The organism is Stenotrophomonas sp. NPDC078853 (assembly GCF_044901215.1).
Lineage (GTDB): Bacteria > Pseudomonadota > Gammaproteobacteria > Xanthomonadales > Xanthomonadaceae > Stenotrophomonas > Stenotrophomonas lacuserhaii.
This window is the reverse complement of the sequence record NZ_JBJDOQ010000003.1, coordinates 100899-126496: the sequence shown is the minus strand read 5'-3', so window position 1 is coordinate 126496 and position 25598 is coordinate 100899. Positions and strand designations below refer to the sequence as shown.

Below are 25598 nucleotides of genomic sequence, written 5' to 3'. Positions count from 1 at the left end.
CACCATGGCGCCATCGAGTCAAAGGAGCATCCCCCATGAAAGGCAATCCGGACGTCATCGCCTGCCTGAAAGAACTGCTGCGCGGCGAGCTTGCTGCCCGCGACCAGTACTTCATCCATTCCCGCCGTTACGAGGACCAGGGCCTGTTCGCGCTGTATGAACGCCTGAACCACGAAATGGAAGAAGAGACCCAGCACGCCGATGCGCTGCTGCGCCGGATCCTGTTCCTGGGCGGCGACCCGGACATGCGCGCGCATGCCTTCGAACCCGGCAAGACCGTGGAAGAGATGCTGCGCAAGGACCTGGACACCGAATATGCGGTGCGCAACAACCTGGCCGCCGGCATGAAGCTGTGCGAAGCCAACGGCGACTATGTCAGCCGTGACATGTTGTTGGTGCAGTTGAAGGACACTGAAGAAGACCACGCCTGGTGGCTTGAGCAGCAGCTCGGTTTGATCCAGCGCATCGGCCTGGAGCTGTACCAGCTGAGCAAGATCGACGGAAAGGGCGCTGCCGCGCACTGACCTCGCAGCCAGCCAGCCTCGCGCCAGCCAGCAACGAAAAAGCCGGGGATGTCCCCGGCTTTTTTTTGTTCGATTCCAGGCCATGCGTGGCGCCGGGCAGGGCCCGGCGCTACCGCCCTCATTCCACCGACAGTCCTTCCACCTTCTGCCAGCCGCGCGGCAGCAGGTGGCCACGCGTGGCGCGCGAACCCAGGTAGGTGTCCAGCTCGTTGAACTTCAGGCCCATGGTGCGTTGGCCGCTGCGGACCTGCAGGGTCTGGCCGGGGCTGATCGCCACCACCGCCACCACCCGCTCGGTGGCCAGCTTGGCTTTGGGGATCTCGATGATCTTGTTGCCCTTGCCCTTGTCCAGTTCCGGCAGGTCACTGGCGGCGATCGCCAGCAGGTTGCCCGAACTGGTCACCGCCACGATGCGGTCGGTATCCACGTTGGCCACCAGCGCCGGCTGCAGCACCGACGAGCCCGATGCCAGGTTGAGCATCGCCTTGCCGGCCTTGTTGCGGCCGATGAGGTTCTCGAAGCGGGTCACGAAGCCGTAGCCATGGGTGGAGGCCAGCACGAAGCGGCCGTTCGGTTCGGCACTGGCCAGGGTGACGAAGCTGGTGCCCGGGGCCGGCGAGAAGCGGCCGGTAAGCGGTTCACCGTTGCCGCGTGCCGAGGGCAGCGTGTGCACCGGCGTGGAATACGCGCGGCCCTCGCTGTCCAGGAAGGCGACCTGCTGGGTACTGCGCGCGCGCACCGAAGCCAGCATGCTGTCGCCATCGCGGTAATTCAGCGACGACGCATCCACGTCGTGGCCCTTGGCCGCGCGGATCCAGCCCTTCTCCGACAGCACCACGGTCATCGGCTCGCTGGGCACCAGCTCGGTTTCGTCGATGGCCTGGGCGGCAGTGCGTTGCACCAGCGGCGAACGACGCGCGTCGCCGAACTTCTTCGCATCGGCGGTCAGTTCGTCCTTGATCAGCTTCTTCAGCTTGGCCTTGCTGTCCAGGATGCCGAGGATCTTGTCGCGTTCCTTGGCGAGCTCGTCCTGTTCGCCGCGGATCTTCATTTCTTCCAGGCGGGCCAGCTGCTTCAGCTTGGTTTCCAGGATGTACTCGGCCTGGTCGTCGGACAGGCCGAAGCGCGCGATCAACGCGGCCTTCGGCTCGTCTTCGGTACGGATGATGTGGATCACCTCGTCCAGATTGAGGAAGGCGACCAGCAGGCCTTCCAACAGGTGCAGGCGACGCTCCACCTTCTGCAGGCGATGCTGCAGGCGGCGGGTCACGGTGCTGCTGCGGAAGGCCAGCCATTCGCTCAGCAGGGTCTTGAGGTTCTTGACCTGCGGGCGGCCATCCAGGCCGATCACGTTGAGGTTGACCCGGTAGCTGCGTTCCATGTCCGTGGTGGCGAACAGGTGGCCCATCAGCTGGTCTGCGTCGACCCGGTTGGAGCGCGGCACCAGCACCACCCGCACCGGGTTGGCATGATCGGATTCATCGCGCACGTCCTCGATCCACGGCAGCTTCTTGGCGCGCATCTGCGCGGCGATCTGCTCGATCACCTTGGACGGCGATACCTGGAAGGGCAGGGCGTTGACCACCACGTTGCCGTTTTCCTTGAAGAACGTCGCACGCGCGCGGACGCTGCCATGGCCGGTCTCGTACATGTGCAGCAGGTCGGCGGCCGGGGTGATGATCTCCGCGTTGGACGGATAGTCCGGGCCCTTCACGTGTTCGCACAGGTCGCGCACGCTGGCATCGGGATCTTCCAGCAGGTGCAGCAGGGCGCTGACGATCTCGTTGAGGTTGTGCGGCGGCACGTCGGTGGCCATGCCCACGGCGATGCCGGTGGTGCCGTTGAGCAGCAGGTGCGGCAGCCGCGCCGGCATCCAGGTCGGCTCCTGCATCGTGCCGTCGAAGTTCGGCGTCCAGTCGGTGGTGCCGTGGCCCAGTTCGCCCAGCAGCACTTCGGCGATCGGGGTCAGCTTGGATTCGGTGTAGCGCATCGCCGCGAAGGATTTCGGGTCGTCGCTGGAACCGAAGTTGCCCTGGCCTTCGATCAGCGGATAGCGGTACGAAAACGGCTGCGCCATCAGCACCAGTGCTTCGTAGCAGGCGCTGTCACCATGCGGGTGGTACTTGCCGATGACGTCGCCGACGGTGCGGGCGGACTTCTTCGGCTTGGAGGCAGCGTTGAGCCCCAGCTCGCTCATCGCATAGATGATGCGGCGCTGCACCGGCTTGAGGCCGTCGCCGAGGAAAGGCAGCGCACGGTCCAGCACGACGTACATCGAGTAATCGAGGTAGGCGCGCTCGGCATACTCGCGCAGCGGCAGTTGTTCGAAGCCGTGGAAGACGGGACGGGCAAGATCGGTCATGCGGGGTTGTTACCTGTGTTCGGAGGCGGCGACGGCCGTCGCCCTCGCAATGCGTTGATTATCCGGATGCGGCCGGAGAAGCCAAGCCACGTGGTGGATCCAGTCCGTGCGCGGCACGGGCCAGATAGCGTCCGGGCGGCACCCCGAAGTGGCGGCGGAACACGGTGACGAAGGCGCTGGAGCTGCTGAAGCCCAGTGCGTGGGCGATATCGGCCAACGCGCGGCCCTCGCTGAGCTGGCGCAGCGCCTCGGCCAGTCGCGCCTGCTGGCGCCAGTGGGCAAAGCTCAACGTGGTCTCTTCGCGGAAATGGCGGGTCAGCGAACGGGTCGACAGGCCCGCCCAGGCCGCCCACTGCGCCAGGCTGCGGTCATCGGCCGGTTCGGCCAGCAGCTGCGAGGCGATCTTCAGCAGGCGCCGGTCGCGCGGCATCGGCAGGTGCATGCGCTGGCGCGGGGCGGCGCGGATTTCGTCCAGCAGCACCTCGATCAGGTGCTGCTGGGGTGCGCTGGCCGCATCGGCGATCGGCCAGTCGCAGACCCGCAGCGCCACGGCCTGCAGCAACGGGGAAATGCCGATCACGCAGGGATCAGCCGGCAGATCGCGGCACAGCGCCGGCGCCAGCACCATGCCCCAGCCCCGCAGCGGCCCATCGATGGCCACCGTGTGCGGTTCGGCAGCAGGCATCCAGCCGGCGGACCCGGGCGCCAGCGACCAGGTCCCGTGGCGGGTGCGGGTGGTCAGCAGGCCACTTTCCACGCAGATCAGCTGGGCACGGCCGTGGGTATGCCAGTCCACTTCGTTGGCCAGGCCGGTCGGGCTGTCGATGCGGAAGCCCACCACCGGCAGCCCATCCTCGCGTTCGAACCACTCCAGCGCACTCTCGCGCAGAACCTGCCGGCCCGCCTCGATATCGGGACCTTGGCGGACGAGGGCGGGCGACGTTGGCTGGAAACTGTCATTCATTGGCTGGATTGTACTACCGGGCCAACTGCGCGCGCTATTAACGTGGCAACCCTGCCGATCACGCCATTGCTGCAACACAGCATTCCCAGCCAGATCGAAATATTTCCATTGAGAAATATATTTTTTGGAAGAGAATGCTGCCCCATGATCTGTCCTTCCGACTCTCCCCCCAGCTTCGGGCTGCTGTTGCGCCAGGTGCGCGACGGCCTGGTCCGCCAGCTTGATGCCTCGATGGCCGAAGAAGACCTTGGCCTCAACTTCACCCACTACATCGGCCTGAAAGTGCTTGCGCGGATGGCGCCGTGCACCGCCAACGAACTGGCCAAGGCCATCGACCAGGTGCCCAGCGCGGTGACCCGCCTGCTGGACAAGCTTGAGGCGCTGGGCTGTGTTCGCCGCGAAGCGCACGCGCAGGACCGGCGCGCGCTGCAGATCGTGCTGACCGAAGAAGGCCGCGCGCTGTGGCTGCGGCTGCAGAAACGTGGCGAGGACGTGATCGATTACGCCTCCCGTGAGCTCAGCGCCGACGAACGCGCGCAGCTGCTCTCCCTGTTGACCCGAATCCGCGACTCCCTGGCGACCCCATGACTCCCATCACTTTCTCTTCCAAATGGCGGCACGGCCGGCCGTTGCTGCTTGCCGGCCTCGCGCTGGCCCTGGCAGCGTGCGCCAGCAGCCGTGGCCTGCAGCCGCACGGCGCGCTGCGCGATGTTGATTCCCTGCACAGCGAGCGCACGCTGGCCGATGCCTCGCTGGGTGCGCCCGGTTTCCCCGCGCGCGACTGGTGGACCGCGCTGGGCGACCCGCAGCTGGATGCCCTGATCAGCGAAGGACTGGCCAGCCACCCCAGCCTGGAAGCGGCTGACGCACGCCTGCGCCAGGCCCGTTCGCAGGTTGGCGGTGCACGTGCCGACCAGTTGCCGAACCTGTCTGTTTCCGGTGGTTACACCGGCCTGCGCCTGCCCGAGTCGATGCTCGGCGAGGAGACCGGTGGCCATTACGCCGGCAGCGGGCAGGTAGCGTTCAATTTCAGCTACGGCGTGGACCTGTGGGGCGGCAAGCGCGCGACCTGGGAAGCGGCGGTGGACAGCGCCCACGCGGCGGCCGTCGATGCGCAGGCCGCTCGACTGAACCTGTCGGCCAACATCACCCAGGCCTATGCCGGGCTGGCCTATGCGTGGCAACTGCACGACGTGGCGGCCGAAGAACTGGCGCGCTCGCAGAAGGCGCTGCAGTTGACCCGCCAGCGGCGTGCGGCCGGCATCGACAGCGATCTGCAGGTGCGCCAGGCGGAATCCCGCGTGCCGGCGGCGCAGCAGCAGTTGCAGGCCGCCCAGCAGCAGATCGACGAAGGGCGTACCGCTTTGGCTGCGCTGGTCGGGCAGGGGCCGGATCGTGGCCTGCGGATCGAACGCCCCCATGCGCTTGATCCGATGGCGCTGCAGCTGCCGGGCGTGCTGCCCAGCGCGCTGCTGGGCCGTCGCCCGGACATCGTGGCGGCGCGCTGGCGGGTGGAAGCGGCCGGCAAGCAGATCGATGCAGCCAAGGCGAAGTTCTATCCCAGCCTCAACCTCACCGCGCTGGCCGGGGTGGTCGCCCCGGACGTTGGCGACCTGTTGCAGAGCAGCTCCACCTTCGCCTACATCGGCCCTGCGCTGAGCCTGCCGATCTTCGACGGCGGCCGCCTGCGTGCGGGACTGGACAGCAAGGACGCCGACTACGATCTGGCGGTGGCCACCTACAACCAGCGGCTGGTGGACGCGCTGCACGAGGTGGCCGACCAGGTCAGCGCCGTGCGCTCGCTGCAACAGCAGGCCCAGTCGCAGCAGCAGGCGGTGGATACCGCCCGCGCCGCGCATGGCCTGGCCGAACAACGCTACCGCGCCGGCATCGGCGGCTATCTCGACGTGCTGACCGCGCAGTCCACCTTGTTGCAGGCACAGCAGCGGTTGGCTGGGCTGCAGTCGCAGCAGGTGCTGTCCTCGGTGCGCCTCAGCCAGGCGCTGGGCGGGGGCTTTGAGCCCTCCGCCGATGACAGCCGCCGCGCCGCCTCCCTTTCCGATTCCTCGCATTCCTGAAGAAGCCTCCCATGAGCCAGACTCCCAATTCCGCGGCCCCCGCCGCTCCCAGCCGCCGCGGCAAGCTGCTGCGCGGACTGCTTGTCATCGTGCTGCTGCTGATCGCCGCAGCCGCGCTGTGGTACTTCATGTTCGGCCGTTGGTTCGAAGAAACCGACGATGCCTATGTCGGTGGCAACCAGGTGCAGATCACCTCGATGATCACCGGCACGGTGGTCGGCATCGCGGCCGATGACGGCATGCGCGTGGAGCGTGGCCAGGTGCTGGTGCAGTTGGATCGGTCCGATACCGAAGTCGCCCTGCAGCAGGCCGAAGCCAAGCTGGCCGGTACCGTGCGCCAGGTGCGCGGTCTGTACCGCAGCGTGGAAGGTGCGCAGGCCGAACTCAACGCCCGCCAGGTCACCCTGAAGCGCGCCCGTGATGACTTCGCACGCCGCAAGGACCTTGCTGCCACCGGCGCCATTTCCAATGAAGAGCTGGCGCATGCGCGCGATGAACTGGCCGCTGCCGAAGCAGCCGTGGCCGGTTCGCGCGAGACCTTCGAGCGCAGCCGGGCATTGGTGGATGACACCGTGATCGCCACCCAGCCGGACGTGCAGGCAGCCGCGGCGCAGCTGCGCCAGGCGTGGCTCAACAATGCGCGTGCCGGCATCGTTTCCCCGGTCAGCGGCTACGTTGCGCGTCGTTCGGTGCAGGTGGGCCAGCGCGTGCAGCCGGGCAATGCGCTGATGGCGGTGGTGCCGACCGAGCAGATGTGGGTGGAAGCCAACTTCAAGGAAACCCAGCTGCGGCACATGCGCCTGGGCCAGGAAGTGGAGCTGCGTTCGGACCTGTACGGCGGCGACGTGCGCTATACCGGCCACCTGACCAGCCTGGGGATGGGCACCGGCTCCGCGTTCTCGCTGCTGCCGGCGCAGAATGCCAGCGGCAACTGGATCAAGATCGTCCAGCGCGTGCCGGTGCGCATCGCCATCGATGCCAAGCAACTGGCCGAACACCCGCTGCGCATCGGCCTGTCGATGAAGGCCGAGGTGAGCCTGCGTGACCAGAAGGGCGAAGTGCTGCCCAGCCAGGTCGCTACCGGTTCGGTGTTCGATACCGATGTGTATTCCAAGCAGATGCACGATGCCGACGAGGCGATCCACAGCATCATCCAGGGCAACCTGCCGCAGCGCGCCGATGCGGCCGCAGCGGCCGGCCCGAAGGCGACCGCCGCGGTGGGCCAGCAGCCGACCACGCCGCCCCACGTCTCCAAGGCAGGCTGAGTTTCCATGTCTTCCCAAGCCCCTGCCGTGCCCGGTACGCCGGGCCCGCCGGCCGCCCCGGCGACCGGTTTCCTGCCACCCAACATCGCCCTGTGCACCGCCGGCCTGGCGATGGCCTCGTTCATGCAGGTGCTGGACACCACCATCGCCAACGTGTCCCTGCCGACCATCGCCGGCAACCTGGGGGCCAGTTCGCAGCAGGCCACCTGGGTGATCACCTCGTTCGCGGTCAGCACCGCCATCGCGCTGCCGCTGACCGGCTGGCTCAGCCGCCGGGTCGGCGAGACCAAGCTGTTCGTCTGGGCCACGCTGGCCTTCACCATCGCCTCCCTGCTGTGCGGCCTGGCCCAGAGCATGGGCATGCTGGTGGTGTCACGCGCGTTGCAGGGCTTCGTGGCCGGCCCGATGTATCCCATCACCCAGTCGCTGCTGGTGTCGATCTACCCGCGTGAGAAGCGCGGACAGGCGCTCGCGCTGCTGGCGATGATCACCGTGGTGGCGCCTATCTGCGGGCCGATCCTGGGAGGTTGGATCACCGACAACTACAGTTGGGAATGGATCTTCCTGATCAACGTACCGCTGGGCATCTTCGCCGCATTGGTGGTGGGCAGCCAGATGAAGGGCCGCCCGGAGCAGATCGAAAAGCCGAAGATGGATTACGTCGGCCTGGTCACCCTGGTGATCGGCGTCGGCGCGCTGCAGTTGGTGCTCGATCTGGGCAACGACGAAGACTGGTTCAGTTCGCCGATGATCGTCGCGCTGTCCTGCGTTTCGGTGGTCGCGCTGGCGGTGTTCCTGATCTGGGAACTGACCGACAAGGACCCCATCGTCGACCTGCGCCTGTTCCGCCATCGCAACTTCCGTGCAGGCACGATGGCGATGGTGGTGGCCTACGCGGCGTTCTTCAGCGTGTCGCTGCTGATCCCGCAATGGCTGCAGCGTGACATGGGCTATACGGCGATCTGGGCCGGCCTGGCCACCGCGCCGATCGGCATCCTGCCGGTGATCATGACCCCCTTCGTGGGCAAGTACGCCTCGCGCTTCGACATGCGCATGCTGGCCTCGGTGGCGTTCGTGTTCCTGTCCTTCACCAGCTTCCTGCGTTCCGGGTTCAACCTGCAGGTGGACTTCCAGCACGTCGCCGGCGTGCAGTTGCTGATGGGCGTGGGCGTGGCGCTGTTCTTCATGCCGGTGCTGCAGATCCTGCTGTCCGACCTGGACGGGCGCGAGATCGCCGCCGGCTCCGGCCTGGCCACGTTCCTGCGCACGCTGGGCGGCAGCTTCGCCGCTTCGTTGACCACCTGGCTGTGGTCACGGCGCACCCAGGTGCACCATGCGGACATCACCGAGCACATATCGGTGTACCAGCCGGGCATCCAGGAGCAGGTGACCGCGATGGGGCAGGGCGACCTGCAGCATGGCGCGGCGGCGCTCAATACGATGATCAACCATCAGGCATCGCAGATGGGATTCAACGACATCTTCTTCCTGCTGGGCTGGATCTTCCTGGCCATCATCGCGTTCCTGTGGTTGGCCAAGCCGCCGTTCGGCGCAGGCGCGGGAAGTGCGGCGGCCGCCGGCGGGCACTGATCGGCAATCGAGAACGCCGAGCATTGCTCGGCGTTTTCTTTTGCACGGCGCCATCCAGGCCGAACGCCAGGCATGAAAAAACCCGCTTGCGCGGGTTTGATCATTTTCCGAGTCGTGGTGCCCAGGAGAGGACTCGAACCTCCACGAAGTTGCCCCCGCTAGCACCTGAAGCTAGTGCGTCTACCAATTCCGCCACCTGGGCGACTCAGGAGGAGAATTATGGGCAACGAATTAATTCGTGTCAACACTATTCCTGCATTCCAGTGACGCCACCTCGTCAGTCCTCCACGGCGTGCCCGCCGAGGTGCAGCAGCAGGCTCTGCATCGAGCGTGAAAGGCCGTTCCAGCGGACGAAGCACAGGCTCAGCTTGCGGCGCGCCCAGGCATCTTCCAGCGCGATGGCGTGGAAGCGGTAACGGCGCCGATGCTGCCGGCAGATCGAGCGCGGCACGATGCCGATGCCGATACCGTGGCCGACCATCTCGCACACGCCTTCGAAGGTCTTCATGCGGATGCGCGGTGAAAGGCTGCGGCCGAGCGTACGCGCGTTGTCTTCGATGTGTTCCTGCAGCGCGTTGCCATCGGCGAGGGCGACGAAGGTATCGCCCAGTACCTCGGCGAAGCGGATCGCGGTGCGGGCCGCGAGGCGGTGGTTGGGCGGCACGATCAGCAGCAGCGGATCATCGGCCACCGGCCACCGGCTGCAGCTGCAGCGGGGCGCTGTCCACCGCATCGGAGGTGATACCGGCCTCGGCCTGTCCGCCGCGTACCGCGCGCACGATCTCCTTGCTGGTGCGTTCCTTCAGGTCCACGTGCAGGCGCGGTCGCGCAGCCATCCAGGGCGCCAGCCGGCCCGGCAGGAAGGTGGTGAGTGCGCCGGTGTTGGCATACAGATGCAGGGTGCCACGCGCACCGCTGGCGAACTCCTGCAGTTCTTCGCGCAGCAGCGACTGCTGGCGCAGCATCAGCCGTGCATGGTGGGCGAGGGCTTCACCTGCCTCGGTGGTGGTGACCCCGCGCGGGTGGCGGGTCAGCAGGGCGATGCCCGCTTCGGCCTCCATCGTGCGCAGCCGTTCGCTGGTCGAGGCCAGTGCAAGGTGCGCGCGTTCGGCGCCTGCGGTGATGCTGCCGGCTTCAACCACCATCAGGAACAGGCGCAGGTCGGCCAGGTCCATTCGCATATCCGCTGCTCCCTGCCTTCGGCCCAGCCGAAGGCTCGCTCATCCAGGCCGCATTGTGCCGCAGGCGGGTGGCAGGTCCTAATGAGGGAATGAACGATTCGCTCTACTTCTATTTCCTGTTGGTGGTGGTGTTCGTGTTGGCCGGCGTGGTCAAGGGCGTGACCGGCATGGGCCTGCCGACTGTCGCGATGGGCCTGCTCGGCAGCGCGCTTTCACCGGTGGCCGCCGCCTCGATGCTGTTCGTGCCGACGCTGGTCACCAACGCGTGGCAGATCCTGGCCGGGCCGTCGATCGGGCGCATCGTGCGTCGGCTGTGGCCGATGATGCTGGGCGTGGTGGTGGCCACCGTGGCCGGCGCGGCGCTGCTGGTGCGGGTGCAGGCGCGCTGGTCCGGCCTGGCACTGGGCGTGGCGCTGGTCGTGTATGCCCTGTACTCCGCGTTCGCGCCGGCCTTCCGCGTGCCGCCGCGCAAGGAGCGCTGGCTTTCGCCGCTGGTCGGTGCGATATCCGGCCTGGTCACCGGCGCCACCGGGGTGTTCGTGATGCCGGCCGTGCCGTACCTGCAATCGCTCGGGCTGGATCGCGACGAGCTGGTGCAGGCGCTGGGCCTGGCGTTCACCGTATCCACGATCTCGCTGACCACCGGGCTGCTGGTGCACGGCGCGTTCGGTGTGCAGCAGTTGGGGCTGAGCGCGCTGGCAATCGTACCGGCGCTGGCGGGAATGTGGCTGGGGCAGAAGATCCGCGGGCGGATCAGCGCGCGCGCGTTCCGGCTGTGCTTCCTCGGCTTCCTGCTGCTGCTGGGAATCGAGCTGGTGGTGCGTCCGTGGATCGGATGAGAAGGCAAAAAAAACCCCGCATCAGCGGGGTTTTTTTCATCGATGGTGCCCAGGAGAGGACTCGAACCTCCACGAAGTTGCCCCCGCTAGCACCTGAAGCTAGTGCGTCTACCAATTCCGCCACCTGGGCATCGAGGGAGCGAATTATGCAGAGGCGTGAAGAGGCTGTCAACCCTGTTTTTCAGGCGTTTCATCGCGCCCAACAAAAAACCCCCGCTTGCGCGGGGGTTGTTTGTTTTGGTGCCCAGAAGAGGACTCGAACCTCCACGAAGTTGCCCCCGCTAGCACCTGAAGCTAGTGCGTCTACCAATTCCGCCATCTGGGCTTGCAGAAAGGGCGATTTTGAACACGAGAGAGGCGCTTGTCAACGGTTTTCTTGAAAAAAGGGCCGCCATTCATTTACGCCCGGCCATGACCCGTTCTGCACGCCCGCAGCGGCTACCATGGAGGGCGATGAACACCAAAAAACCAAGCAAGGGCGGGAAGAGCTCCCGCACATCGCCGCCCCAGGGCGCCCCCGCCGGATCGCCGAAGGGCCCGAAGAAGAAGAGCCTGCCGCCGTGGATGCCGGAAACCCTGACCGGTGGAAGCGCCGGTGCGGCTGCCGCGCCGCGTGGCGCAGGCCGCCGCGGCCCGCCCCCGTCCGGCCCGCGCGGTCGCCGTCCGTTGCCGCCGCTGGGCGCACCGGTGGATGATCCGCATGCCGCCCGCGAAGCGGAAAAATACGAACAGCCCATCGCCAGCCGCGAGGCCATCCTGGCCTTGCTTGAACGCTGCGAAGGGCCACAGACCGCCGAGGAAGTCGGCGCCCGCCTGGGCCTGACCGCACCGGATCGCGCCGAAGCGCTGTCGCGCCGACTGGGCGCGATGGTCCGCGATGGCCAGCTGGTGCAGAACCGCCGCGGTGGCTTCGCCCCGATCCAGGCGCTGAACCTGGTGACCGGCGTGGTGATCGCCAATCCGGAAGGCTTCGGCTTCCTGCGCCCGGTGGAAGGCGGCGACGACCTGTTCCTGCCACCCTATGAAATGCGCAAGGTCATGCACGGTGACAAAGTGCTGGCCAACGTGACCGGCATCGATCACCGCGGCCGCCGCGAGGGCAGCATCGCCCGCGTGCTTGAGCGCGGCATGACCCGCCTGATCGGCCGCTTCAGCGTGGAGATGGGCATCAATTACGTGGTGCCCGATGACAAGCGCATCCAGCGCAATGTGCAGGTACCGCCGGACCACACCGGTGGCGCGCGCGATGGACAGCTGGTGGTGTGCGAACTGACCCAGGCCCCGGACAGCCGCCGTCCGCCGATCGGCCGCATCATCGCCGTGCTCGGCGACAAGCTGACCGCTTCGCTGGTGGTGGAAACGGCCATCCACGGCCACGAACTGCCGTTCGAATTCCCGCAGGAAGTGCTCGATGAAGCCGCCTCGGTTCCGCTGGTGGTCGAACCGGCGATGATCGGCAACCGCGTGGACCTGCGCAGCACCCCGCTGGTCACCATCGATGGCGAGGATGCCAAGGACTTCGACGACGCGGTCTACTGCGAACCCAATGCCAACGGCTTCAGGCTGGTGGTGGCCATCGCCGATGTCTCCAACTACGTGCGTCCCGGTACGCCGCTGGACGACGAAGCGCAGAAGCGCGCCACCTCGGTGTATTTCCCGGGTTTCGTGGTGCCGATGCTGCCGGAAACGCTGTCCAACGGCATCTGCTCGCTGATGCCCAAGGTCGACCGCATGTGCTTTGTCTGCGACATGCAGGTGGACCGCGACGGCCAGGTCAGCAGCTCGAAATTCTACGAAGCGGTGATGAACTCGCACGCGCGCCTGACCTACACCCAGGTGTGGCAGGCGGTTGGCGAGGACGATGCCGGCGCCAAGGCGGTGATCGGTCCGCTGCTGCCGCAGGTGGAGCGCCTGTACCAGCTGTACCACGTGTTGGCCAAGGCGCGCAGCAAGCGCGGTGCGATCGAGTTCGAATCCAGCGAAGTGCGCTTCGTGCTGGACAACACCGGCGAGGTCACCCAGGCCGGCATGCTGGTGCGCAACGACGCGCACAAGCTGATCGAAGAATGCATGATCGCCGCCAACGTGGAGGCCGCGCGTTACCTGCTCGGCCATGGCGTGCCGGCACCGTATCGCGTGCATGAAAAGCCGCCGGAGACCAAGTTCGCCGACCTGCTGGAATTCCTCAAGGAGTTCAAGCTGAGCCTGCCGCCGTGGTCGAAGGTGGTGCCGGGCGACTACACCAAGCTGCTGAAGAAGATCCGCGATCGCCCCGACGCCGCCCTGCTGGAATCGGTGCTGCTGCGCAGCCAGAGCCTGGCCGTGTACAGCCCGGACAACAACGGGCACTTCGGGCTGGCGTTGGAGGCGTACGCGCACTTCACCTCGCCGATCCGTCGTTACCCCGACCTGCTGGTGCACCGCGCCATCAAGCACGCGCTGACTGGTGCACGCGTGGACAAGTACACCTACACCGCGCGCGAAATGGCCGCGCTGGCGCTGCAGTGTTCCGAGCGCGAGCGCCGTGCCGACGAAGCCGAACGCGAAGTGGACGAGCGTTACCGCGCCGCGTGGATGGAAAAGCACGTCGGTGGCCAGTTCGAAGGCGTGATCAGCGGCGTCACCAGCTTTGGTCTTTTCGTTGAATTGACCGATTCCAAGGTGCAGGGCCTGGTGCATGTCACCCAGCTGCCGCATGACTATTACAAGTTCGATGCGGTGCGTAAGACGCTCGGTGGCGAGCGTCGTGGCACCAGCTACCGCTTGGGCGACAGCGTGCGCGTACTGGTGCTGAAGGCGAGCATGGAAGAGCGCAAGATCGACTTCCGCCTGGTCGAGCACAAGGGCGAGGAAGAAGAAGCGCCGCGCGCGGCACCATTGCCCGAGCACGGCAAACCGGCCAAGCGCACCAAGAAGAAGTACTGAGAAGACGCGGGTAGCGCCGGGTCCTGCCCGGCGTCTGCTGCAGAGGGAGGCGAACACCATGCAGGGCCAACCCGAACACAGCGGCGGCTGCCAGTGTGGCGCCGTCCGCTTCGAAGTCCGCGGTGAGCTGAAGGACAGCTCGATATGCCACTGCCGGATGTGCCAGAAAGCCTTCGGTGCGTACTACGCGCCGTTGGTTTCAGTGCGCGGCGCGCAGTTCAGCTGGACCCGTGGCCAGCCCAGCCACTTCCAGTCGTCCAACCTGGTGCGGCGCGGCTTCTGCAACCAGTGCGGAACCCCGCTCACCTACGAAGCGCCGGACGGAATGGCCATCGCCGCCGGGGCCTTCGACCAGCCTGTGCGGCTGCCGCCGGTGCGCCAGTACGGCATGGAAGCGCGGCTGCCGTTCATCGATGCGCTGGGCGCATTGCCGTCCTCGCGTACCGAGCAGGACGTGGAGGCGCTGGAGTTCCTGGCCCGGCTGGTCTCCCACCAGCATCCGGACCATGACACGCCGCACTGGCCCCCGCAGAGTCGCTGAGGTGCCTGCGCCGGCGCGGCCGATGCTCTACCATACCCACCCCCCTTACCGGTCACGCCGAGCATGAGCAGCAAGAGCAGCCAGTGGATTGTCGGCGTCAACGCCGTCGCTTCCTCCATCGAAAACGATGCCGAGAACGTCCGCGAGGTGCTGGTCGAAGCAGGCGCGAAGAACCCGCGGCTGGTCGAGATCGAAGAGAATGCCCGCCGCAAGGGCATCGATGTGCGCAAGGTGAACAGCCAGGCGCTGGACGGTGTCGGTGGGTCGGTGCGTCACCAGGGCGTTGCCGCACGCTATGCCGCTGCGCGCACCTACAACGAAAACGAGCTGGAAGCGCTGGTGGAAGCTGCCGAGGGCAAGGCGCTGCTGCTGGTGCTGGATGAAGTGCAGGATCCGCACAACCTCGGTGCCTGCCTGCGCAGTGCGGCGGCGGCCGGTGCCACTGCGGTGATCATTCCGAAGGACAAGTCGGCGACGGTGAACGCCACCGTGCGCAAGACCTCGGCCGGCGCGGCCGACCGTATCCCGGTGGTCGCGGTGACCAACCTGTCGCGCTGCCTGAAGGACCTGCAGAAGCAGGGTGTGTGGATCTACGGCCTGGCCGGTGAAGCGACCGCCTCGCTGTACGACCTGGACCTGAAGGGCAACATCGCGCTGGTGCTGGGTGGCGAGGCGGACGGCCTGCGCCGGCTGACCCGCGAGAACTGCGACGGGCTGGTCAAGATCCCGATGCCGGGCGAGATCGAAAGCCTGAACGTGTCGGTCGCCACCGGCGTGAGCCTGTTCGAAGTGGTACGCCAGCGCGGCTGAGCCGCCGTACCCGGTAGCGCCGAGCCATGCTCGGCGAGCGCAGCGGTAACGCAGCAACAGCGTGACGACCAACGGTCGTCACCCACAAGGGCGGAAAGCCTGACGGCCAGCGGCCGTCACTACCAGCGCCAGGAGGGTAGCGCCGAGCCATGCTCGGCGAGCGCAGCGGTAACGCAGCAACAGCGTGACGACCAACGGTCGTCACCCACAAGGGCAGGTCGTCACCCACCAAAGCGGGTGGTCACCCACCAAGGCGGAAAGCCTGACGGCCAGCGGCCGTACTACCCGCCTGCGCTGCCTCCCAGTGCTTTGAACAGCGTGACGTCATTGGCCAGCTGGCTCTGCCGCACGCGCGCCAGTGACAGCTCGGCCTGGCGCCGGGTCTGCTGCGCCAGCAGCCAATCGCGCAGGTCGGTCGCACCGACCCGGTAACGCACTTCTTCGGCCCGCTCCACTGCCACCGCCTCGTTGAACGAGGCTTGCGATGCGGCCATCTGGATGGCCAGCTGGTCACGTGCGGACAGCGCATTGTCCACTTCGGAAAGCGCGGTATACAGCGTCTTGCGGAACGTAGTGGCGGCGATCTGGTAGTCCGTGCCGGCCACATCCGTGTCCAACTGCGCACGCTGCAGGTTGAGGAAGGGAAGGGCAAGTCCGGCGCCCAGCGTAGCCACCGGATTGCGCAGCACATCGCCCAGGTTCGGACCGCTGGTGCCGATGCCGCCGTTCAGGCTCAGCGTCGGGTAGTAGCTGGTGGCCGTCACGTGGATCTGCTTGAGGCTGTTGCGCAGGCGCAGTTCGGCCGCGCGCAGGTCCGGCCGGCGCGCCAGCAGCTCGGCTGGCAGGCCGGCCTGCAGCGACGGGCTGCTGGCGCCGGCCAGGCTCTGCGGCTCCTCCGCCTGCGGCCACGGTTGGCCATCCAGCAGCACGGTCAGCGCGTTGCGTGCCTCCACCCGCTGCTGTTCCAGCGCCGATTGCCCCGCACGTTGGGCTTCAAGGCTCTGCCGGGCCTGGCGCACTTCCCTGCCCGATGCCGCGCCGGCATCCAGCCGCGCCTGCACCAGTTCCAGGGTGCGCTGCAGGCGCGCGAGGTCCTCCGCGCCTGCGGCGATGGACTGGTTGAGATAGGCGAGGTTCCAGTAGTAGTTGACCGCATCGCCGATGGCGATCAGCGCGGTGTTCTGCCGGTCTTCCTCGCTGGCCTGCGCCGACCACACCGCGATGTCACGCTGGGTGCGCAGTCTGCCCCACAGGTCCACTTCCCACTGCAGCGAAACGCCGGTGCTGTAATCGCCCGTACGCTGCCAGTCCGCACTGCGGTCGATCGGCCGCGCCGTGCTGGTGCTGATGCCGGACAGGGACGGATCCGGCCACAGCGCATTGCGCGCCAGGCCTGCCTGCAGGCGGGCCCGTTGCACGTTCAGCCCGGCCACGGCGAGGTCGTTGTTGGCGTCCAGTACGCGGCTGACCAGGCGGTCCAGCCCGGCATCACCGAAGCCGGTCCACCAGGCATCGGCGCGTACATCCGGACGAGGCTGGTCCAGTCCGCTCAGCGGTGCTGCATCGGCCGTGCCGAGGCCGGCGGTGCCATAGCGGGCGGGAACCGCGGCGTCCTGCACCGGGTAACGGCCCGCCGTGGCGCAGCCGGCCAGCGCGGCGAGCAGCGAAGCGGCCAGCAGCAGGCGCGAAGGCATCGAGTAGGAACGGGTCATGGGGATCCTCATTCGCGGGCCAGCGCGTCGACCGGATCCAGCTGCGCGGCACTGCGCGCGGGCAGGAAGCCGAAGGCCACGCCGATCAGGGTGGAACAGGCAAAGGCAGCAATGATGGACCCGGTGGAGAACACCATCTGGAAATCGTTGGAGAACCTTCCGAACGCCCAGCCCAGCGCCAGCGCGAGGCTGACGCCGATCAGCCCGCCCAGCAGGCAGACCAGCACCGCTTCGATCAGGAACTGCTGGCGGATGTCACTCTGGCGCGCCCCCACGGCCATCCGCACGCCGATCTCGCGGGTCCGCTCGGTCACCGACACCAGCATGATGTTCATCACTCCGATGCCGCCGACCAGCAGCGCAATGGCGGCAATCGCGCCGATCAGCAGGGTCATCGTGCGGGTGGTCTGCTCGATGGTCTCGCGGATTTCCGCGCTGTTGCTCAGGAAGAAATCTTCGGTGCCGTGGCGCATCGTCAGCACGTTGGTGATCGCCGACTGGGCGGCGTCCATCGGCGTATCGTCCTTCACCCGCACGGTGATGCTGGACACATGGTTCTGGCCCAGCATGCGCGACATCGCCGTGGTGTGTGGCACCCAGACACTCAGGCTGGTGCTGCCGCCAAAGCCGAAACTCTGCCGTTTTGCCACCCCGACCACGCGCGCCGGCACGTTGCCGAGCAGGATCACCTGGCCGATCGGGTCGCTGTCCGGGAAGAACTGGGTCCTGGTGTTTTCGTCGATCACCGCGACCTGCGCCAGTGACTTCACCGCTTCGGTATCGAAGAAGCTGCCACTGACCAGGCTCACCCCTTTCACCCGGAAGAACTGCTCGCCCACGCCGCTCACCGACGCGGTCGCCGACAGGTTGCGGTAACGTGCGGTCACCGAGGTGGAGACGCTGGGCGTGGCGCTGTCCACGTAGCTCTGCCCGGCCAGCGCATCGGCGTCGCTGGCCTTGAGCGTCTGCACCCGCGCCGAACGCATGTCACCGAAGCCACGTCCCGGATAGACATCGATGGTGTTGGTGCCCAGCGAACTGATGTTCTGCAGGATCTGCTGTTGCGAGCCATTGCCCAGTGCCACCACCGACACTACCGAGGCGATGCCGATGATGATGCCGAGCATGGTCAGGAAGGTGCGCAGGCGGTGCGCGTTCATGGCCAGCAGGGCCATGCGGAAGGCTTCGGTGAAGCGGTCGCGGGCCGCACGCCAGCTGTTTCCCTTGCCGGCATCGATGCTTGGCGCGCGCTGCGCACGGTAGGCCGGCGCCTTCTCGTTGATGCGGTCGGCGATGATCTCGCCGTCGCGGATTTCGATGATGCGCTGGGCGTGCTCGGCCACGCTCATGTCGTGGGTGACGATGATGATGGTGTGGCCTTCGGCATGCAGCTCGCCCAGGATGCCCATCACTTCTTCGCCGGAACGCGTATCCAGTGCGCCGGTGGGTTCGTCGGCCAGGATCACCTCGCCGCCGTTCATCAGCGCGCGCGCGATGGACACGCGCTGCTGCTGGCCACCGGACAACTGTCCCGGCTTGTGCTGCATGCGATCACCCAGCCCCAGGCGTTGCAGCAGCTGCACCGCACGCGCGCTGCGCTGTTCGCTCGGGTTGCCAGCATAGATGGCCGGCACTTCCACGTTGCCACGCGCATCCACGTCGCCGAGCAGGTGGTAGCGCTGGAAGATGAAGCCGAAATGCTCGCGGCGCAGTTCCGCCAGTTCATCCGGGTCCATGCGACCGGTCTCGCGGCCGGCCACCTGGTAACTGCCGCGGGTAGGGCGGTCCAGGCAGCCCAGGATGTTCATCAGCGTCGACTTGCCGGAGCCGGACTGGCCGACGATGGCGACCATCTCACCGGCATGGATGTCCAGGTTGACCTCGCGCAGCACGGCGATGGTGTCTTCGCCGGCCGGGAATTCGCGGCGCAGGTCGCGCAGCCGCAGCAGCACGGTGGAAGCGGCCGGCGTGCTCATCGGCGCGGCCCGCCGCCGCCCATGCCCGGACCCATGCGCATGCCGGGGGCACGGTTGGACGAGGTCGAGGCGCTGGCCGAGCCGCCTTCGCCGACCACCACGCGCTCGCCTTCGGCCAGCCCGGACAGGATCTCGGCATTGGCGCCGTTGTTGATCCCCACCTTGACCCGGCGCGGCTGCGGCTGGCCGTCTTCACCGACCACGCGCACCACCTGCTGGCCATCACGGGTCTTCGGCCCCAGCGCGACCGATGGCACGGTCAGCGCGCCTTTGGCCTGCTTCAGCAGTACCGAAACCTGCGCGGTCATGTCGATGCGCAGGGTGCCATCGGGGTTTTCAACGTCGAACAGCGCGTTGTAGTAGACCGCCGTGCTGGAGCTCGAACTGGATGAACTGCTGGAGCTGGACGAGCTCTCGTTGGCGATCGATGCCGGCGCCGGATTCACCTGGCGCAGCGTGGCGTGGTACCTGCGGTCCGGTTCGCCCAGCGTGGTGAAGTACACCGGCATGCCCGGCTTGATCTTGACCACGTCGGCTTCGGAGATCTCCGCATTGACCGTCACCAGATCCAGCCGCGCCAGCATCACGATGGTCGGTGCGGTCTGGTTGGCATTCACGGTGCGGCCTTCTTCGGTCACCACCGCCACCACCGTGCCATCCATTGGCGCGGTGATGCGGGTGTAGGCCAGGTCGGCACGCGCGGTGGCGACTTCGGTTTCGCTGCCCTTGATCTGCGCCTGGTTGGCCTGGATCTGCGCGCGGGCGGTCTTCAGCGTGGCTTCGGCGGCGTCGTATTCCTGCCGCGACGTGGCTTCGGCGGCGAGCATCTGCTGCTGGCGGGCGAAGTCCAGTTCGGCCTGGCGCAGGCTGGCCTGCTGCACCGCCAACTGCGCGCGCTGCTGCTGCAGGGTGGCTTCGGCCTTGAGCACGGTGTTCTGCTGGGTGGTGGCGTCGATCTCGGCGATCAACTCGCCTTCCTTCACCGTATCGCCGAGCTGGACCTTCAGCGAGCGCACCTGGCCGGAGGCCTGCGCGCCGACGCTGACCAGCCGGTAGGCGTCGATGACCCCGGTGGCGTCCACCGTCTGCTCTACGTCGGCGCGGGTCACCGGGGACGTGGCCAGCGTCGGTGCAGCGGGCTTGCGCAGCAGCCACCAGGCAATCGCGGCGAGCAACACGATGACCAGCAGTGACAGCAACAGACGACCGCGGCGGGTCTTGGGCAGCAGGCGGAAATTCACGGTGGGGTGTACTCGACAGGCCGTCCAGCGGCATCGTGTTCATTGTGCGAACCGTTTGCCCGCAGGCTCAATCCTCAACGTGTGTCCGTGTGTAACATGGCGGCATCAAGCGTGTTTCACCGTGTATCGCGTATGCCACTGGATACACTGCAACGCATTGGCCCAAGTGCGGTTCAGCTGCCGACAGGGGATGATGCCGCCATGGAGACCACCCACCCGATGCACCGCCTGCTCATCGTCGATGACGACAACGACATCCGCAGCCTGCTGGCCGAGCAGCTCGGTCGCGCCGGCTACCAGGTCAGCACCGCCGCCGATGGCGCGGGCATGCGCCAGGTACTGGAGCGCGAGCATGTCGACCTGATCGTGCTGGACCTGAACCTTCCGCGCGAGGATGGGCTGACCCTCTGCCGCGACCTGCGCGCACGCTCGGCCACGCCGGTGATCATGCTCACTGCACGCGCCGAACCCATCGATCGCGTGCTGGGGCTGGAAATGGGGGCCGACGATTACCTGGCCAAGCCGTTCGAACCGCGTGAGCTGCTGGCGCGCATCCGCAACGTGCTGCGCAGGACCGAAGCGTTGCCGGCCAACCTGGAGCCGCTGGCGATCCGCCGTGCGCGCTTCTCGCGCTGGATCTTCGACCTCGAACACCGCCACCTGGTCGATCCCGATGGTCGCGTGGTGGTGCTGTCCGGTGCTGAGTTCCGCCTGCTGCGGGTATTCGTCGGGCACGCCAACAAGGTGCTCTCGCGCGAACAGCTGGTCGCCCTCAGTACCGGGCGCAACTACGAATCGCAGGACCGCGCGATCGACCTGCAGGTCAGCCGCCTGCGCAACAAGCTGGCCGATGACGGTGGCCCTGATGGCCTGATCAAGACCGTGCGCAACGAAGGCTATGTGCTGGCTGCGGCGGTGACGCTGGAATGAGCCGGCTGCGCCGCTTCCTGTCTTCGATGGTGGGCCGGCTGTTCGTGATCCTGCTGCTGGGCATGAGCGTGGCGGCGATCGGCGCGACCTTGCTGGCCGGCGCCAAGCGGCAGCAGGAGTTCGAACGGCAGAACCTGACCCGCATCGCCGACCGCCTGCAGGGCTACGTGAACCTGCTGGACGGCAATCCGGAACTGCGCGAGCGGCTGCTGGCGGCGGGCGGTCCCAGCGTGCGCGTGCTGCTGCCCGGTGCCCGCCAGGGCAGGGCGGACAGCGCGTTGATGGACGTGCTGGCGGCGCGCCCCGGTCCGGTGGCCAGTGCGTCGGTGCATTTCACTTCCTTCCGGGCCTGCCTGCCGCGCATGGAAGACCTGCTGCCGCCGCCGGACAAGGACAAGCACCGCAACCGGCCGCCGCGCGAGCGCGATCCGGCCTTCATCCCACCGCGTTGCCGCGCAGTGCAGTTGACCCTGTCCGATGGCACCGCGCTGGCGCTGGCGCTGGAATCGCCTGCAGTGGCGCACAACGGCGTGCTGGCAGTGGATCCGCTGTTCCTGAGCCTGCTGGTGCTGGCCATCGCCGTGCTGGCGTATGCCGTCGCGCGGATGGCCAGTGCGCCGCTGCAGCGGTTGGCCAGCGCTGCGCAGGAGCTGGGCCAGGACCTGCACCGCGAGCCGATGCCGGTCACCGGCCCGCTGGAAGTCCAGCGCGCCGCCGAGGCCTTCAATGCCATGCAGCAGCAACTGCAGCGGCACCTGGCCGAGCGCACCCACATGCTGGCGGCGATCACCCATGACCTGCAGACGCCGGTCACGCGCCTGCGCCTGCGGCTTGAGAACGTGGAAGACGAAGCCCTGCGCGAGCGCCTGATCGCTGACCTGGCGGCCATGCAGGCGCTGATCCGCGAAGGGCTGGAGCTGGCGCGCAGCGCCGAAAGCGCCGAACAGCGGGCGCCGCTGGACCTGGATTCGCTGCTGGAAAGCCTGGTGGAAGATGCCGTGGAAGCCGGCGCCGACGCCCGCTTCGATGGCGGCTGTGGCGCGGTGCTGATGCTGCGGCCGCTGGCCATGCGCCGTCTTTTCAGCAACCTGCTGGACAACGCGCTGATGTACGGGCAGTCGGCCAGCGTGCGGGCCGAACGGGATGGCAAGGGCGTGCGGGTGCGCATCAGCGATCAGGGCCCCGGGCTGGCCGAAGACGAGCTGCGCAGCGTGTTCGATCCCTTCGTGCGGCTGGAAACCTCGCGTTCGCGGGAAACCGGCGGGGCCGGACTGGGCCTGACCATCGCCCGCGCCCTGGCCGGCAAGGACGGCGCCCGGGTGAGCCTGGAGAACCGCGCAGGCGGCGGTCTGGATGCAGTCGTTTACTGGCCGGCGCCGGTGATGGCCGCCCCGCGCGGCGGGGCTTGACACAGGCGGGCGCGGATTTGCCTATGATGCGCATATCTTCCCAGCGTCAACCCGATGAACCAGATCGTTCCCGCCCCTGCCCGCAAGGGCGCACGGCGCACTTGCGTGCGCGTGCGTCGGTGCCATCGTATGTCGGGAGCTGACGCGCTGCGATGAGGCACCGGGGGATTCAAGCCATCGCGCGGCGGCGCGATGGAGACGTGGCCGGCTTGCGGCGCCTGGCGCTGTACGTGCTGCTGGGGCTGCTGATGCTGGTGGGCTGCCTGCCGGCATCCGCGCACGGCGGCGGCGCGCCGCCGCTGCGCGACTACGCCATCGATGTATGGACCTCACGCAATGGCCTGCCGCACAACTCGCTGCGCGACATCGCCCAGACCCCCGAAGGCCACCTGTGGTTTGCCACCTGGGAAGGCCTGGTGCGTTACAACGGCCTGGATTTCACCGTCTTCGACCGCAGCACGCGCCCCGGCCTGCGCGACAACGGCGTGGGCTCGCTGCTGGTGGACCGGCAGGGCGGGCTGTGGATCAGCGATTCGCGCGGCAACATCACCCGGCGTTCGACCGATGGCCAGTGGGACGTGTGGCAGCGCCAGCAGCACACTCCACAGGTTCTCATCCAGGCCATGCAGATGGACAGCCATGGCCGCCTGTGGCTGTTGTTCGAAGGCAAGGGAATCGGCTATCTGGGGCCGGACGGGAAGATGGTCTACGAGGCGCCACCGAAGGATCTGCCGTTCGCGCTGAACTTCACCAAGCTGGTGGTCGATGCGCAGGACCGGGTCTGGATCGGAACCCTGGACGGCCTGGTGCTGCGCGATACCGATGGCACGCTCAAGCGCGCGCCAGCCGCCTGGGGCGTGGGTAGCGGTCTGGTGTGGCCCTACCGCGCTCCCGATGGGGTGCTGTGGATCGTCGGCGGGGAGAGCCTGTACCGGTTGCAGGACGATACACCGCACCTGGTCCATCGCCTGCCAGGGCAGATCCACCTGACCGCCATGCTGCAGGATCGCCACGGCGATCTGTGGCTGGGTACGGAGAACCAGGGCCTGCTGCGCATTTCACAGCACGGACTGGAGCGCCTGCCGGCGGGCCTGAACCTGCCCGGCGGGCGGGTGGTGAGCCTGCGCGAGGATGCCGAAGGCAGCATCTGGGTCGGCGCCAATGGCGGGCTGTACCGGCTGCGCGAAACCCTGTTCGCCAGCTATACCGAGCGCGACGGCCTGAGCGGTGACTACGTGCGCACGGTGCTGGAAGATGCGCAGCGCACGCTGTGGGTCGGCAGCGCCAGCGGCCTGGACCGGCGCGGCGCGGACGGTCGTTTCGCACCGGTCATCCTGCATAACCGGGGCGGCAAGCCCCCATCGGTGCTGAGCCTGGCACAGGGCAGGGACCGCGCTGTATGGGTAGGCACCTTCGGTGACGGGGTGATGCGGCTGGACGAAAGCGGACATCCCGAACGCACCTATGACAGCGTCGACGGGGTGCCTATCGGCAACATCCGCGCGATCAGCATCGATGCGCAGGGCGTGGTGTGGGCCGGTACCCAGAGGGGCGTGGCACGCATCGATGAGAAGGGTGCCAGCCTGCCGCGCATGGAAGGCATGCCGACCGCATTGATCACCGCGCTGGCCCACGATGCCGCCGGCAACCTGTGGATAGGCACCATCGAAGGCATCCGCGTGCTGCGCGGCGATACCGTGCAGTACATCGACCTGGCCGGACTGGGCGGGGGGCGCAGTGTGTTCGGGTTCCAGCAGATCGGCGATGCGATGTGGATCAGCAGCGACCGCGGTCTCTATCGCTATCAGCACGGCGTGCTTTCGCGCGTCGGGCTGGAGCAGGGCATGCCGGTGGACACGGTGTTCCAGCTGGTGCCGGACAAAGTGGGGAACGTCTGGATCAGCAGCAACCGCGGCGTGCTGCGTACCGACATGGGCATGCTCAACGAAGTGGCCGACGGCCGCGCCCCGCGCCTGGACGTGGAGCGTTACAACGAAATCGACGGGATGGCGAACTCGCAGGCCAACGGCAGTTCCGGGCCGGCGGCGCTGTTGCGCCAGGACGGCACCTACTGGGTGGTGACCGCCGGTGGCCTGAGCATGGTTGATCCGTTGCGGCTGCAGCGCTTCCGCGAGCGTCTGGCGCCGCCGGCGGCGATCGAGAACGTGCAGGTGGACGGCGCACCCATCCATTGGGAAGGCAGCGAGCGCAATCGCATCGAAGGCGGGCGACGGCTGGCGGTGAGCTTTGTCGGCTTGAGCTACCTGATGTCCGAACGGATCCGCTACCGCACCCGGCTGGACGGACTGGACAGTGGCTGGGTGGAGCGCGGGCAGCAACGCAGCGTGGAGTTCATCGGCCTGCCGCCGGGTGATTACACCCTGCATGTATCGGCGGCGCATCCAGGCGGCGCCTGGAGTGACAGTGAAGCGGTGTGGTCGTTCACCATCGAGCCGTTCTGGTGGCAGCGGCACAGCGTGCAGGCGGTGGCGGCGCTGCTGCTGCTGGCCGCGCTGATCGCCCTGTACCGTTTCCTGATCAACCGCTACAAGACCTCCAATATCCGCCTGGCGCGCATGGTGGACGAGGCCACGCGCGACCTGCAGGCGCAGACCGTGCACCTGCAGGCGTTGAATTCAGAGAAGAGCGACCTGGTGGACCGGCTGGCACTGCAGTCCGAGGCGTTCGAACGCCAGGCCCGCGAAGATGCGCTGACCGGCCTGCCGAACCGCCGTGCCTTCGACGAAACGATGGCGCGTGACTTCGCCCGTTCGCAGCGCAGCGGGCATCCGCTGTGCCTGGTGGTGCTTGACGTGGATCACTTCAAGAACGTCAACGACCGCCATTCGCACAGTGTGGGCGACGCGGTGCTGGTCGAGGTGGCGCAGGTGCTGGCCTCCGCCTGCCGCGATTCGGACCTGCCTGCGCGTACCGGCGGTGAAGAGTTCGCCCTGTTGCTCAACGACACCCGGCTGGAGGAAGCGGCGCAGGTCTGCGCTCGCCTGCACGGGCTGTTCCACGACCATCCGGACTGGGCCGGAATCCCGGACCTGCGGGTCACCTTCAGCGCCGGCCTGGTGGAGCTGGACCCGGCCGACCGCACGCCCAAGCTGCTGTACCAGCGCGCCGACCGCGCGCTTTACCGCGCCAAGAGCGACGGTCGCGATCGCACGAGCATCGGCTGACCCACTCGGGTCAACCGATGCTCGTCCACGTGGGCGACGACCGGTGGTCGTCGCGCTTCCAATGCA

At 67.3% G+C, this 25598-nt stretch carries 16 protein-coding genes, 3 tRNA genes and 2 pseudogenes; 12 read left to right on the top strand and 9 right to left on the bottom strand.

Going from position 1 to position 25598, the window contains the following annotated elements:
- Positions 1-35: 35 nt before the first annotated feature.
- Entirely contained in the window at positions 36-524 is a 489-nt protein-coding gene (bfr, locus tag ACI2JH_RS04485; RefSeq protein ID WP_101099965.1) for a bacterioferritin, read from the top strand.
- 118 nt (positions 525-642) lie between these two features.
- Here the strand turns inward: bfr and parC are convergent, their stop codons facing one another.
- Positions 643-2886 carry a DNA topoisomerase IV subunit A gene (gene parC, locus ACI2JH_RS04480; RefSeq protein ID WP_101099966.1) on the bottom strand — a complete coding sequence of 748 codons (2244 nt, stop codon included), beginning with the start codon at positions 2884-2886 and terminating at the stop codon, positions 643-645.
- A gap of 58 nt (positions 2887-2944) precedes the next feature.
- Positions 2945-3850, bottom strand: a complete 906-nt coding sequence (locus ACI2JH_RS04475; RefSeq protein WP_404735546.1) for an AraC family transcriptional regulator — start codon at positions 3848-3850, stop codon at positions 2945-2947.
- Between the two features lie 144 nt (positions 3851-3994).
- On the opposite strand from ACI2JH_RS04475, the gene ACI2JH_RS04470 reads away from it, so the two are divergent.
- The 4 genes and pseudogenes from ACI2JH_RS04470 (at position 3995) to ACI2JH_RS04455 (ending at position 8783) form a co-directional block, all read left to right on the top strand.
- On the top strand, positions 3995-4438 hold the full coding sequence (locus ACI2JH_RS04470; RefSeq protein ID WP_042615348.1) for a MarR family winged helix-turn-helix transcriptional regulator: 444 nt from the start codon (positions 3995-3997) through the stop codon (positions 4436-4438).
- A complete protein-coding gene (locus ACI2JH_RS04465; RefSeq protein WP_182655407.1) occupies positions 4435-5928 on the top strand; it encodes an efflux transporter outer membrane subunit in 1494 nt (497 codons plus the stop codon). The genes ACI2JH_RS04470 and ACI2JH_RS04465 overlap by 4 nt, the downstream gene beginning before the upstream one ends.
- A gap of 11 nt (positions 5929-5939) precedes the next feature.
- Positions 5940-7103 (top strand): annotated as a pseudogene (locus tag ACI2JH_RS04460) (efflux RND transporter periplasmic adaptor subunit); the annotation flags it as partial.
- A gap of 96 nt (positions 7104-7199) precedes the next feature.
- Complete coding sequence (locus ACI2JH_RS04455; RefSeq protein ID WP_101099970.1) at positions 7200-8783, top strand: DHA2 family efflux MFS transporter permease subunit; 1584 nt, start codon at positions 7200-7202, stop codon at positions 8781-8783.
- A 115-nt stretch (positions 8784-8898) separates the two neighbouring features.
- Here ACI2JH_RS04455 and ACI2JH_RS04450 read toward each other — a convergent pair.
- Positions 8899-8985: transfer RNA gene (locus tag ACI2JH_RS04450), tRNA-Leu, on the bottom strand.
- A 75-nt stretch (positions 8986-9060) separates the two neighbouring features.
- A pseudogene (locus ACI2JH_RS04445) lies at positions 9061-9964 on the bottom strand (LysR substrate-binding domain-containing protein).
- 89 nt (positions 9965-10053) lie between these two features.
- Here ACI2JH_RS04445 and ACI2JH_RS04440 point away from each other — a divergent pair.
- Positions 10054-10803 (top strand): sulfite exporter TauE/SafE family protein, encoded by a 750-nt coding sequence (locus ACI2JH_RS04440; protein WP_404735545.1) that lies wholly within the window; start codon positions 10054-10056, stop codon positions 10801-10803.
- A 43-nt stretch (positions 10804-10846) separates the two neighbouring features.
- On the opposite strand, the gene ACI2JH_RS04435 is transcribed toward ACI2JH_RS04440, so the two are convergent.
- Both ACI2JH_RS04435 and ACI2JH_RS04430 read right to left on the bottom strand, forming a co-directional pair.
- Positions 10847-10933, bottom strand: a tRNA-Leu gene (locus ACI2JH_RS04435).
- 108 nt (positions 10934-11041) lie between these two features.
- Positions 11042-11128: transfer RNA gene (locus tag ACI2JH_RS04430), tRNA-Leu, on the bottom strand.
- 128 nt (positions 11129-11256) lie between these two features.
- On the opposite strand from ACI2JH_RS04430, the gene rnr reads away from it, so the two are divergent.
- The 3 genes from rnr (at position 11257) to rlmB (ending at position 15079) form a co-directional block, all read left to right on the top strand.
- Positions 11257-13728, top strand: coding sequence for a ribonuclease R (rnr, locus tag ACI2JH_RS04425; RefSeq protein WP_101099973.1), 2472 nt, complete (start codon positions 11257-11259; stop codon positions 13726-13728).
- A gap of 58 nt (positions 13729-13786) precedes the next feature.
- Positions 13787-14269 (top strand): GFA family protein, encoded by a 483-nt coding sequence (locus ACI2JH_RS04420; RefSeq protein WP_404735544.1) that lies wholly within the window; start codon positions 13787-13789, stop codon positions 14267-14269.
- A gap of 63 nt (positions 14270-14332) precedes the next feature.
- Entirely contained in the window at positions 14333-15079 is a 747-nt protein-coding gene (gene rlmB, locus ACI2JH_RS04415; protein WP_101099975.1) for a 23S rRNA (guanosine(2251)-2'-O)-methyltransferase RlmB, read from the top strand.
- A gap of 281 nt (positions 15080-15360) precedes the next feature.
- On the opposite strand, the gene ACI2JH_RS04410 is transcribed toward rlmB, so the two are convergent.
- From ACI2JH_RS04410 to ACI2JH_RS04400, 3 genes are read right to left on the bottom strand one after another with little or no spacing between them, the layout of a single operon-like run.
- On the bottom strand, positions 15361-16791 hold the full coding sequence (locus ACI2JH_RS04410; RefSeq protein WP_404735543.1) for an efflux transporter outer membrane subunit: 1431 nt from the start codon (positions 16789-16791) through the stop codon (positions 15361-15363).
- Positions 16792-16799: 8 nt separating this feature from the next.
- Positions 16800-18767: a MacB family efflux pump subunit gene (locus tag ACI2JH_RS04405; RefSeq protein WP_404735542.1), complete on the bottom strand. Its 1968-nt coding sequence runs from the start codon at positions 18765-18767 to the stop codon at positions 16800-16802.
- Positions 18764-20008 (bottom strand): efflux RND transporter periplasmic adaptor subunit, encoded by a 1245-nt coding sequence (locus ACI2JH_RS04400; protein ID WP_404735541.1) that lies wholly within the window; start codon positions 20006-20008, stop codon positions 18764-18766. Before ACI2JH_RS04400 ends, ACI2JH_RS04405 begins: the two co-directional genes overlap by 4 nt.
- Positions 20009-20209: 201 nt before the next feature.
- On the opposite strand from ACI2JH_RS04400, the gene ACI2JH_RS04395 reads away from it, so the two are divergent.
- The 3 genes from ACI2JH_RS04395 to ACI2JH_RS04385 all read left to right on the top strand — a co-directional run bounded on the left by ACI2JH_RS04395 (position 20210) and on the right by ACI2JH_RS04385 (position 25532).
- Positions 20210-20938 carry a response regulator gene (locus tag ACI2JH_RS04395; protein WP_042614348.1) on the top strand — a complete coding sequence of 243 codons (729 nt, stop codon included), beginning with the start codon at positions 20210-20212 and terminating at the stop codon, positions 20936-20938.
- A complete protein-coding gene (locus ACI2JH_RS04390) occupies positions 20935-22347 on the top strand; it encodes an ATP-binding protein (protein WP_404735540.1) in 1413 nt (470 codons plus the stop codon). Before ACI2JH_RS04395 ends, ACI2JH_RS04390 begins: the two co-directional genes overlap by 4 nt.
- 248 nt (positions 22348-22595) lie before the next feature.
- The gene (locus ACI2JH_RS04385; RefSeq protein ID WP_404735619.1) at positions 22596-25532 is read left to right on the top strand and encodes a diguanylate cyclase; all 2937 of its coding nucleotides are present in this window, start codon (positions 22596-22598) and stop codon (positions 25530-25532) included.
- Positions 25533-25598 lie beyond the last annotated feature (66 nt).